8 protein-coding genes are annotated in these 12595 nt (G+C 42.7%); 4 read left to right on the forward strand and 4 right to left on the reverse strand.

All coding sequences use genetic code 11. The features are described 5' to 3' along the window. Positions 1–34: 34 nt before the first annotated feature. Positions 35–1378 carry an ATP-dependent RecD-like DNA helicase gene (locus P1X15_RS30095; protein WP_277341838.1) on the reverse strand — a complete coding sequence of 448 codons (1344 nt, stop codon included), beginning with the start codon at positions 1376–1378 and terminating at the stop codon, positions 35–37. A 78-nt stretch (positions 1379–1456) separates the two neighbouring features. Between P1X15_RS30095 and P1X15_RS30100 the strand changes: the two genes are divergently transcribed. Then, a complete protein-coding gene (locus tag P1X15_RS30100) occupies positions 1457–2404 on the forward strand; it encodes a YafY family protein (RefSeq protein ID WP_277341839.1) in 948 nt (315 codons plus the stop codon). Between the two features lie 3 nt (positions 2405–2407). On the opposite strand, the gene P1X15_RS30105 is transcribed toward P1X15_RS30100, so the two are convergent. Beyond that, positions 2408–4969: a carbohydrate-binding domain-containing protein gene (locus P1X15_RS30105; RefSeq protein ID WP_277341840.1), complete on the reverse strand. Its 2562-nt coding sequence runs from the start codon at positions 4967–4969 to the stop codon at positions 2408–2410. A gap of 340 nt (positions 4970–5309) precedes the next feature. After that, positions 5310–7289 carry a M1 family metallopeptidase gene (locus P1X15_RS30110; RefSeq protein WP_277341841.1) on the reverse strand — a complete coding sequence of 660 codons (1980 nt, stop codon included), beginning with the start codon at positions 7287–7289 and terminating at the stop codon, positions 5310–5312. 241 nt (positions 7290–7530) lie between these two features. On the opposite strand from P1X15_RS30110, the gene P1X15_RS30115 reads away from it, so the two are divergent. The 3 genes from P1X15_RS30115 to P1X15_RS30125 are packed head-to-tail and all read left to right on the forward strand — an operon-like array spanning position 7531 to position 10317. Further along, on the forward strand, positions 7531–8556 hold the full coding sequence (locus P1X15_RS30115) for a GTP-binding protein (protein WP_277341842.1): 1026 nt from the start codon (positions 7531–7533) through the stop codon (positions 8554–8556). Positions 8557–8588: 32 nt separating this feature from the next. Then, entirely contained in the window at positions 8589–9041 is a 453-nt protein-coding gene (locus tag P1X15_RS30120; protein WP_277341843.1) for a hypothetical protein, read from the forward strand. Between the two features lie 19 nt (positions 9042–9060). After that, a complete protein-coding gene (locus tag P1X15_RS30125; protein ID WP_277341844.1) occupies positions 9061–10317 on the forward strand; it encodes a hypothetical protein in 1257 nt (418 codons plus the stop codon). Here P1X15_RS30125 and P1X15_RS30130 read toward each other — a convergent pair. Continuing rightward, complete coding sequence (locus P1X15_RS30130; protein ID WP_277341845.1) at positions 10237–12567, reverse strand: T9SS type A sorting domain-containing protein; 2331 nt, start codon at positions 12565–12567, stop codon at positions 10237–10239. The genes P1X15_RS30125 and P1X15_RS30130 overlap by 81 nt on opposite strands. Positions 12568–12595 lie beyond the last annotated feature (28 nt).

The raw sequence follows: 12595 nt of genomic DNA on the forward strand, positions 1-12595 counted from the left end.
CATCCTTATTTTTACTCAAATATACATCTTTTCACTACGCCGCGTAGCGATGCGCCCCGTTGGTGAAAAGCGCGCGTCTTGCCCGCGTGATACCCGTGTAAAGAAAGCGTAAGTCCAACTCTATCATCTTCGTGTTCATAATCACCGTATCCCACTCGCTGCCTTGCGCTTTGTGTACGGTGAGGGCGTGGCCGTAGTTGAGCTGCAACGCACTTAGATAACGGCTCTCTCGGATGTCTTTACTTTCCCGAAACGCCTTGTTTTCACGCATTTCGGAAGCGTAAAGGGCTCTGCGCTGTTCCTTGGTCAGTTTGCTAACCAAGGAATTTGCCAAGACCAACGACAGAATGCTGAACTCTTTGTTGTGTTCGTCTTTGAAGGCGATTTCAGCCTCGACAAATTCCAAATCGGCTACTCGATGACGTTTGGTGTCAACGGCTTTTACTACACCTACCTCACCATTAGCTACGTAATGTTGACCCATGTGCGTTTGGGTAAGAACGACGGTATCGTTCGTTGCCAAACACCCCATTAACCCTAATTCCTGACGAATGAGCGCGTTACATCTGTCGCGGTAGCTGTTGCTAAGTGACAAAATCGCTACGCGCTCGTGCAGACCTTGCTCAAAACGCTCCAAATAAAGGCGTACAGCCTCTTGATCGCCTCGGTAAAGTTGACCGATGTAGTTTGGCATCATCAACCGTCGTGTTTCCATGCTTTGGCGGAGTTGGTGAGCGACCTGCAAAATAGGAGAGCCATTGGCTTGACGTTTTACCTCTGACAATTCTACCGAGCTTCCGCGCAACCCGTAGCGTTGTTGTAGGTGTGAGGCAAGGAGCGCAGGTGCCTCTTCGTGAGCGCCGTAACCCACAGGAGGTAATTGGTAGGCGTCGCCCACAAAAATGATTTTGTTTTGCGCGTGCCCTTGTTGTACAAAGTCCACAAAATCAGCCAACAATGGATTGGCAGCCACAAAATCTCCCGAAACATCAAGTCGGTCGCTGACCATGGAGCTTTCGTCGGCAATAAATACCTGTAACGTAGTACAGTCATTTGTGCGACGAACTAGACGGACGACGGCCTGTTCTACGTCCGTTTGAGGGGTGTAAAAACAGCTGTGCATGGTGCGAGCAGGAAGCCCCATTTTACGACCCAGGTTTTTGGCAGCACGTCCTGTCGGTCCAAGAGGCACAGGAACAATACTTTTACTGGCCAAGTACTGCGTAACGGCGCTCATAATACTCGTCTTGCCTGTTCCCGCTGCTCCTCTGACAATCAAAAAATGGTCGTCGCTGTTGATAAACGACTCAATGCTACGGAGTGCGTTGGCTTGTTCGGTAGTAGGAGCAAAAGGGAGGAAAGAGAGTAAAGTAGTCATAGCAGTGGGGGCTTTTGGTTAGAAGCCGCTGCAAAAGTCGTATCTTTGACGGCAGAGTAAGTTCCGTTATCAAAAAATATGGACAAAAAACGCTTAGAACGGCTGTTTGCTATTCATCAAAAACTACGAACCATGCAGGGCTATACCGCCCAAATGCTGATTGAAGCAATTGCCGAAAAAGTAGAACAACATATTTCAGACCGAACGCTACGCGATGACATCGAAGATTTACGAAATATGGGAGCCGAAATCCCCAAACGGGCCAAAAGTTATCGTTATGTAGTCCCTTTTTCGTTTTTGGAGAAATTGGACGACAGTTACTATGGCTCACTCAATGAAGCGGTGGCACTGCTGCGGCAGGTATCTAAGACCAAAGAGTTTTTAGGATTGGAGGATATTTTATTGCGTTTGGAACAACGGCTATCGCTTACCGAAGCAGAAAAAAACACGGCGATTGCTTTTGAAGAAGTGGAGTTAAAAGGAAAAGCGCATCTGCCAAAACTGTATCAAGCTATTCAGAAACAGCGATTTATCCGCGTTGATTATGAGCCTTTTGGGAAAATAGTTTACCAAAGACATATCTTTCCCCTGTTGCTCAAAGAATATAACAATCGTTGGTTTTTAATTGGGTGGGAAAATGAGAAAAACGACATCCAAAACTTGCCGCTCGACCGCATGGCGCAGTTCCACGAAACACATGAGGGCTTTAGCTATGATAAGCCTTTCAATTGGCGTGAGCGATTCAACAACATGATTGGAACAACGCTGGAAGGGACGTTGGAAATAGTTCATCTGCGATTCAGTGAAAGCCGTTTTCCGTATGTAATGACCAAAAAACTGCATCATAGTCAGCAACTTGTGGGCGAACGAACGATTTCCATTCGGGTTTATACCAACCGCGAGTTGAAAGCCAAAATCCTTGAATATGGTGCCGATGTGGAGGTACTTTCTCCTGATTCGTTACGGAAAGAAATAGCCGAGACCCTTCGCAGAGCCTCGGCTTGGTATGAAGTAAAAGAGGAATAGTAATTAAAACGAAATAGTATTTACGGTAGCTGAGCTTGACGTCGTTGTGGTGGACTTAAGCGTAGCGCCCGAAGTAGAGTAAGTTCCTCCCGTGTACAATCCCCACCCTGAAGAACCACCTACAAAACTTCCACCCGTGTAACTTCCTCCGAAATAGATTTTATACTGGGTATTTTTGGCTAGACTTGGGTTTGAGAAATGAAAATAATAATTAGCATTTTTGGGCTTAAAAGTTACCATTTCTTTGCCCGAAGCATCTTCAATGTGCAATACCGAACTTGCCGCCACTTGCGCACTTGCGGTGATATACATACTTACTTGGGTAGAGCTTGTACTCATGGCTTTAGTCATTCGAGCATTCGAACCACCCGAAATCAAGATTCCACCGTTGACAAGGAAGTTTCCATTTACATCTATTCCCTCTTCGGGTTGGCTGGTTGGGCCACCTACGATTATGGTTCCGCCCGTAATGGTAATATTTCCATTGCTATCGATTCCGTCACTTCCTACGACAATCAAGATTCCACCTTTTACGTAGATGTTACTGCCGTCGTTTGATTCTGTACCGCCCGACACAGTTCCCATACTCGCATTGACTCCATCATTGGAAGAGGTAACATTAGTTATTCCTCCCGCAAAAGTAATCGTCGGTGCTTCTATCCCTTCGGTCGATTTTGTGATGGTGACGGTACTGCCTTCATTTACTGTAATTGACGTTTCTGACTTGATACCATCATCAGTAGCAGCGATGGTTAGCTCTCCATTGGTGATTGAGAAAGCACCATCACTTTTAAACCCTTTGGCTTCACTGGTATTTGCTGTATTGTAGGTGTATTTTGTGCCTGTAGCAGAAATATTTGTTGTGCCACCACTGATAGTAGCCGTGCCATCTACCGAAATCCCCTTAGCTCCCGAACCTGTGCTAGTAACCGTCAGCGTGCCGCCTTTGATCGCTAAGTTTTTGTCACAATTAATCCCTGCCGGTGCTGCAATATCCGAATCGGAAGTATCATAAAAAGCGGCACCAGAAGTTGTGATTTTTAATGTACCAGCAGTCAAAGTAAAATCGCCACCGGTTTTTATACCTTTAGCGCCTTTACCCGACACATTCAGCGTTATCACATCTGATGTGCCGATAGTAGTGTAGCTTTCACTTTTTATGGCGTTTCCTTTGTCTCCTGTGGTGGTGACAGTTATTTTCCCACCTTTGACCACAACATAAGGCGTAATTGTAGCATCTGTACCCTCATAAGAAGCCGTAATTCCGTCATTTACACTGTTGACAGTGATGCTTCCACCATTTATTGCTACAAAACCTTCTTCGGCTTCAATACCATTGCTACCCGCCGCAGATACCGTAATGCTTCCATTGTCCATTGCAAAATAATCATTGGCATGAATACCATCGCTTACGGCTGATTTTATGATGATAGTAGCCTCACTTACATAAATATAATCATCTGATACGATACCATGTTTGTAGTTGGCGGTGACGTTCAATGTTCCGGTCCCCATAAAACTCAATTGACCTTCACTGAAAAGCGTTCCTTTTTGGTCTTCTGTACTTGTGGTATAAGTGGCTCCGTCTATTAAGGTATTGGTGCCAACAACATTGATAGTGGCTTTTTTGCTTGATTGAATATTTATTGCTGGGCCAGAGCTATTGGTAATACTAACACCTTTTAGTGTGATATTGAACTTGTAGTCGCTATAAATCTTGAAACTTCCTTTGCTGGCCGTACCTGATAAAAGATACACAATTTCTTTAGAAGTATTGGTGGATTTTACGGTTACATCTGCACCACTTGTGGTGACAGTAACACCGTCATTTTGAAAAGCATTGCTAAAAGAAGCACTGGTACCGGAGTAAGTAATAACGACCGTGTCTTTGGCGGTAGAGGTTGCTCCTGACGCGCTTACGGCTATCGAAATAGTGCAAGTTTGTCCTCCAAAACTCAAGTTAAAAACAGCAGTACCTGCCGACGTAGGTGTACCTGCAATGGTATAGACTAGCTTTCCAGAACCACTTGTAAGAGTGCCTGCTGCTAAAGTAGCTGTCAAACCTTCCACACCCGTAGATGAAGCGGTGGAAGCATCATAAGTGCCACCGTTGCTACCTGTATATTCTAATGTTGCGGTACCCGAATAAGCAGTACCATTTATGGCTGTGGCAGGTGTCACAGTGCCAGTAAGCGAAGAAACACTGGCTTTAGAAGCTACTACAGGCAAAGACAATGTACAGGATTGTCCACCCAATTCAATTGAAAATGTAGCAGTACCAGCGGCAGAAGGCGTTCCTGTAATCACAAAACTAGCTGAGCCATTCCCATTTTCTAATGTCCCTGCCGATAGTTTTGCAGTCAACCCCGTAACACCAGATGAGGCCACAGCCGTACCTTCGGGATATGTTACACCATTTCCACCGGTATACGGTACAGTAGCAGTAGCTGTGTACGATGTTCCACTTGTAGCACTTGCAGAAAAGATTACAGAGGCACAATCAAGCCCTGTGACAGTAGCGGATTTCTCGGCTGTTATGTCAGGGTCTTTACAAGATTGAAACATCAAGACAAAAGTTATCACAGCACCCACAAGGGCGCTTTTTTTTCTATTCATCATATTGGTTCTAATAAAGATATATTGAAGAGGGATACAACAATTTTTAAATGGATGCAAGGCCTTGCTAAGAAAGAAGATTTCTATTTTACTTTTGATAAATTAGGATTTCTTTCTGTTCACATATCTCATTATACGCTTGTCTATTTGACTGCGTTGCAGAAGCGTTTTTGCTGAGGCATCAGTTTATCAAAAAAATTGAAGCCAAAGCCTAAAATTCTGTAATAAAACACTAAGGCGAAGCACTGTAAAGTACCTCGCCTTGCCTTACTATACAACCTAAAGTTTTTTAATTCTCGTCAGGTGAAATATAACGAGTAGGTCGCCAAGTGTTGTTACGGGGATTGATATCGGGGAGTTGAGAATCGGGGTCAATCGTTACCGACTTCAAAAGCCCTTTGGTAGGAGCCTTAAATGTCCAAGTGCTGCCACGCTGCCATATTTCTACGGGCATCGAAACGCGCGTTTTTTTACCACCTGCTTCTTCCAATTCAATTACCGCAGGCATGGCCCACTGTTCGAGGTTTTCAAGGGTGATGATGGAGCCTTTTGCAGGGCTTTGTTCTACATATTGCACTTCTTTTATGCCTTGATCAAGTTTATAGTTTTCATAAAACCAACCTTTCCAAAACCATCCTAAATCTTCGCCTGCTGCATCTTCCATGGTACGGAAGAAATCAAAGGGAGTAGGATGCTTAAAAGCCCAACGCTTTACGTATTGTTTGAACGCATAATCAAAGCGGTCACGTCCTAGTACCGTTTCGCGGAGCATTTTAAGACCTATTGCAGGCTTATAATAAGCATCCCAACCGATATTTGGGATTTTGATAACATCTGGAATGGTCAAAATAGGATCTGCGCCTTCTCTAAAAAGGGTAGGAGCCAGGTTTTGCATATCATCGAGGCGGTCGCGATTGTATTCGCCATCGTTGAAAGCCTCCGCCGAAAGCATGTTGATAAAAGTGTTAAATCCTTCATCCATCCACGCAAATTTACGTTCGTTATTGCCCACAATCATTGGAAACCAAGTATGTCCAAACTCATGGTCAGTTACGCCCCAAAGCGCATCTTTTTTGTCGTTGTGAGCACAAAATACAATCCCGGGATATTCCATTCCTCCCACGATTCCGGCCACATTGGTAGCAACAGGGTAGGGGTATTCCATCAAATATTTTGAATAAAACTCCAAGCAACCTTTTACATATTCGGTAGAGCGTCCCCAGCTATCGTTACCGCTATTTTCGGCGGTATAAAGTGATTGTGCCAGAGCTGGTTTACCACTTGGAAGATTCATTTTGGCGGCATCCCACACAAACGCCCGAGAAGTGGCCCATGCCACATCACGGGCATTTTGACAGCGAAACTTCCAAGTAATCATGCCCGAATCTTTGGGGCGAGATTTCTTATCTTTGATTTCTTTTTCGCCTCTAATCATCACGGTCTTATCACTTTTTCGGGCATCTTCCATGCGTTTGAGCTGCTCTGAAGTCATTACATCAGAAGGATTGAGCAATTCGCCTGAGCCTCCTACGATATGATCCCAAGGTACCGTAACACTATATTCATAATCACCATAATCGAGGTAAAACTCTCCCGCTCCCACGTAAGGAAGTACATTCCAGCCTTCAATATCATCAAATACGCACATACGCGGATACCACTGTGCTATTTCATAAATGATACCATTTTTGGTCTCTAGCTTACCCATACGGTCGGAAGCATAAGTAGGTATTTTGAAAGCGTAAGTGATTTTTATTTTTAAGATATCACCCGCTGGTTTTACAACTTCGGCCAAACGGATTTGCATACGAGTATCTTCAATGATGAATTCGGCGGGGGCAAATTTCCCTTTTCCTTGCTGAATACTTACCGAACTAATACTATATCCCCCTTCAAAGCCCATGTTTCCATACCGACCTCCATTGAGTGGAGTAGTTTTTCCGCTACGGGAATTGTCGTTGAAAGCATTTTGATCCAACTGAAGCCATACAAAAGGGAGCGCTTCGGGGCTATTGTTAGTATAAGTGATTTCGACTTCTCCAGATAAGCTGTTAGCTGCTTCGTCGAGAGTAGCCGCTATTTTATAATCTGCACGATTTTGCCAATATTTAGGACCAGGTGTTCCACTCCCAGAGCGAAACTCATTGGCAGGCTGATAATTGAATAAGGGATTAAATAATACATGAGGTTCATATTTGCTACTAGGGTTTTGGGCGGGTGCCGATAAAACCCAACCCAAAAAAAATAAAAAAAATAGTTGGCGAAACATTAGAAATGAATTTACGGTGTGCACTTAAGTATATGTGATTTTGTAATCTATTTGTTTAAAATCGTCGTGATTGATTTAATTACTCCAAATTTGCTGAAAAACGAAGGTAAGACAGATTTGTTGTATAAAGTAAAAACACAAACATAATCAACAAAATTGAGCTTACTTTCACCCAATTTGGAGGAAAACTGAATCTGTAAGTTCAATATTTGGTTGTATAATCAAAATAAAAGCGTTTGTTATGACTTTAAATAAAATTCCGGTCAATCTGATTACTGGTTTTTTGGGAGTAGGCAAAACTACTACCCTCCAAAATATCCTCAAACGTAAACCTGCTGATGAGCGCTGGGCGGTCATTATCAATGAATTTGGGGCAGTCTCTATCGACCATACTCCTTTTGCGGGAGCCGATGAAAATGGTCTTGTTGTTAAGGAAGTAGCCGGCGGGTGTATCTGTTGTAGTGCCAATCTTCCGATGCAAATGACACTCACCCTCGTATTGCGTCAAGTAAAGCCACACCGCATCTTAATTGAGCCTACTGGCATGGGGCATCCAGAAGCTATTTTGGATATGCTACGGGGGAAGTTTCTTAAAGATGTATTAGATATTCGTGCTACGGTCTGTTTGGTAGACCCACGTCAGTGGGAAAATGAAGATTATCGCGAACACGAAACGTTTATCGACCAAATCACTCTGGCGGATGTATTGATTGCCAACAAAATTGACTTGGCAGGAGAGACTCTAACTAAAGATTTTCTGGAATGGGCGAAAGCACTTTTCCCTCCTAAAATTTTGATTGGTGCTGTCGAACATGGCGATATTGACCCTAATTGGCTTAACGTAGAACCTTTTCCTCAGCGAAAAGCATTACATCCCCATGCTCACGAGCACGAGCATCATCATCACCATCATCATATAGACGAACTTCCCATTCCTGAGATAGGTAAGCCTCTTATGCGCGAAAGTCACGGCTTGGGTAGGTACAGTTGTGGATGGGTGTTTTCGCCTGATGAGGTTTTTGAACTTCCTTCCCTCAAAAAATGGGTATCTTCTCTTCAAAATATTGATAGAATCAAAGGTGCGTTCAGAATCGGCACGGATTGGGTACTTATCAATGCTGTAAGCGGAGAGTTTTCGATTGAATATTTAGCTTACCGGCGCGATAGTCGGGTGGAATGTATTTCGGTCAATCCTCTTCCGTGGAAGACTTTGGAAGATGGCCTCAAAAATTGTTTAATCAAAGAGCCAACTACTCAGGCAGTCTAATTCGTCTTTACCGATAAAGAAATCCCAACATCATGAAACGTAACATTACGATAGCGCTTATTTCTTTATCGGTATGGATATGCACTGCCTGCGATAAATGTAAAGACATTGTTTGCTTTACACCTCCCACCGATTTTGTATTCAAAATAGTAGATAAAAACAACCAAAACATTTCTTCTTCTTTTTCAGAATTCACCTTGAAGTATTCTAAAAACGGTACTGCCAAAGAAGAAAAACTCTCAAAAATCACCACCGCAAGCCAACAAGCAGCCTTTAGAGCCGTGAACTTGGGCTGGGAGAGTACCGATGGCATTTTGGCCGATGTAGTGCTGGATGGGAATGTGAGAGGAAAATTGTTTTGTAAAATGGCGGAAAAAAATGAAGATTGCTGTTCATTTTTTGAGTTAGAAAAATTGACATTCAACGAACAGGCTATTTCGAACTCCAAAGACCAAGAGTACAGTTATTTGCTCGTGGTTCCCTGACCGAAAAGCCTCCTATAAAATGGAAGCAAAAAGGCACTGGTGGACAATCTTCATTTTGACAGCGGTAGTTTATATAATATATGCTCATATCCAGCCTATTTATACCTATGCCTTGCTAGACCCTCGTTTTGACGCGCATCAATACACCAAGATTTATCATTTTTTCAAACATTCACTCCCCAACTATCAAGTTTCTTTTCCTTTCAATACCCGCATTTTAGCACCTTGGTTAGCGTCTCTTTTGCCATTTGCGGAGCCATTCACCAATTTTATTTGGCTCAATGGCTTCTTCGTATTACTAACGGTAGGGCTATTAAGTATTATTTGGCAACGCCTCCACATCCGACCTTTTTGGAGAGTAGCAGGTATTTTTTGGATATTATTTCATTGGAAGGGTATCATAAGAATGTACCTTCCTGACCCAATCAATGCTGACATCGGAGGTTTTTTATGGCTCAGTTTTCTTCTGGGAATTGTATGGCTATCTACTGCGCAAAAACCCTTTTATCGATATTCCCCTTGGGTCATCGCCGCTTCATTTATGTTGGTAGCGATTGTGGGTACCTTGCAAAAAGAATCATTTATGGCAGCATTGGGTATCAATGCGGTTGTTTTTTTTATGAGCAGAAAAAGACTCAACGACCCCTCTACACTTCTATTTACTTTGATTGCTTTGGGAGTATCTATAGGTGTTTATTATTGGGTTAGTGTAATTTTTCCACCAGCTCATTCAGACTGGCGAAACTCTGCTTTCGTCAGTGTATTGCGGGGGATGAATCGCTATTTTCAGGCGCCTGAGTTATTTCTCAAACTTCCTATAAGTTGGCTGTTTGCTTTTGGTGGATTGTGGCTAGCTCTTATTACTCCTTTCAACACTCAAATCAATGCCACTCCATTTTTATTATTTCTACGCCTTGAGTTTTGGCTTTGGATGGTTTTGAGTATCGTGGGTGGGGGAGATACCACACGCATTTTGTTTAATGGCATGCCCTTTATACTGACCTATTTTTTGCTAAGGCTCAATCATCAGCCTTTATGGGTAGCTATATACATTTGTCTGACTTCCTTGCCTTTGATGCGACTCTACACCTTAGAACCTGATTTGGGGCGCTATCCCACTCAAATGACTGATTGGTGTGTCGAATGCTGGGAGTTAAGTAGAAGTTGGGTATATGGAGCGTATGCGATAGTGGTATTAGCGGGTTATCATTATCTTCTGACTCGCAACTTCTCCTTCAGTAGAAACAAATCGAACGATATAAACTCCCATCGCTAATTTGCTTACATCAAAAGCCGCTTCAACTCCTGCTTTTAAGGAAGATTGGTGCGCTACTAATTGGCCCGTCACTGAATATAAATCAATTTGACCATCCGTAGGGATTTGTGCGTACAAAAAAAGAGAGGTGGGATTTGGATAAGCAATAAATGTCAACGGCTCTCCCGGAATTACCACTTTGGTCGAAGTATTTTTCAAAAATTTGATTCCACCCGTATTGCTTCCAATCAGCAGTTCAGGAAGCCCATCACCGTCCAAATCACCCGCCGCTGGAAACAAACCTACTCCTATTTTCAGGAACTCAGATTGGTTTGTAAAAACATTAAATATAAGATTGCTATCGCTTTTCAAAGTTGTGTTTGGCTCCGTAAAGTTTTGATAAACTCTCAACTGCCCCAACAAATCTCCCATAATAAGTTCTGGCTTGCGGTCGCCATTCAAATCTGCCACTACCATGCCTTGAGAACGTTTGTCAAAATCTACGTCTAGTCCACCAAAAGCTTCGGTTTGGCGTTGATATTGCGGTGCTAAGGTTGTCCCTATATTTCTATGATATTCTACATTTCCAGTATTTTTGGCTACCAAAACATCCAATTTCCCGTCTTGATCAATGTCATAATAAAGAAGGTTTTCTCCGTTTGCAAAATTGTTTGGATTTGGTAATTTGCTTAAACGCGTAGTATCTAGCTGCATCGCTCTTCCACGGGGAGCACTGTTTGGTAAAAACCTAATATCCATCCCCTTGAAAGTATTGGCCCAAAAACCCAAATCCAGTGTACCATCTCCATTGAGGTCTGCTATAAAAGGTTTGGTATTGACTAAAAACACATTTTCACTTGCGGCCAAACGACTACTTAAATTCAGATAATCGTCTGTCACAAACTCAAATGCTGCTTGGGCAATATTTCCTACATTTCTATAAAAATAAATACCTCCTCGATAGCCATTAGACATACGTGTTCCTCCATAACCCACCAACAAATCTAAGTCCCCATCGCCATCTATATCTACCAGCACCGGAGCGGCGTTTTCGCCTAAATCAATCATTTCGGATTGTAAAAAATCAGATTGCTGATAAACAAACTTCGGTTGAAGGCTGGTCCCTTCATTGCGATACAACCAATTTGAATGTCGAAGATTGATAAGTACATTACTAGCAGCATCGGTACTACTTGGAGACGCTACCAAATCTAGTAGGCCATCACCGTCAAAATCCTCTACATAAGCTGACGGGAACAGCGGAAAATTGATTGGCTTCTGAGCCGGAAAATTTGCCTCGACACTTCCAAAAAGTGCCGCCATTCCATTTCCTCCCACATTTTTAAGTTTGGCCACATTGTCACATGCAATATGCCCGTGTAAAAAATCTTTTCGTCCATCACCATCTACATCACCCACCCATAAGGTATTACCAGCATGATTCAGCTTGGCATTGGTAGTAGGCGCTAAGATTTCACCTAATGAAAACAGATTTGTCTGTAGCGTTTCTTGTAGGGGCGCATCGGCGGGTTCGAGATTAAAAATATATTCATTGCAAAAAGATGTAGCCGCAAAACGTCCCCAATTCGTGGTTACTTTACGAAATACAAATGGTTGGGTACTTTTTTGATCCTTACTGAGATTTTGGTGAAGCTCAACAGATGCACCAGTAAAATCAAAAGTGAGAATGTCAATATCACCGTCATCGTCTATATCAACAATAGCTGGCAAATCTGTGGATGGTACGTACAAATTGATATTTCCCGAAAAACCTTGGGTAAGAAGTGGGTCGGCAATCAATTGCCACTCAAAACCATTAGAAGTAGCTATATTTTTAAATACTCTGATACCTGCGGTGGTACTTGTAAATAAATCTTTGCGACCGTCTTGGTCATAATCTAACAAAAGCATCCAATGAAGCATACTCGGAAATTTGGCTTCGTATTGGGGTGCATATTTCCATTGGACTTTATCTCCTTCTTTAATGCCCAAAAATGTAGCGACTTGATGATTGCTTCTATCAAATATGACCAAATCTTCTATCCCGTCATTATCAAGGTGCATTTTTGAAAATTGTGCGCTATTTTGGCCACCTGCCCAGGGGTTTATTAGTTCTTTATCACCTACTTTTACTTTGACGGAGGCATCCCAACGAAAAGAAAAAGATTGAGCAGCGCTCTCTCCTCTTGAGCCTATAATGCAGCAATACCATATTCCTACAAAAAGAAGTTTTTTTAAGTCACCTATTTTTGTTAGTATAATCTGCATCATGCTTTGTCAATTTTTTTTAGAATAAACC

Origin of the sequence: Runella sp. MFBS21, assembly GCF_029433105.1 — a bacterium.
Taxonomy (GTDB): domain Bacteria; phylum Bacteroidota; class Bacteroidia; order Cytophagales; family Spirosomataceae; genus Runella.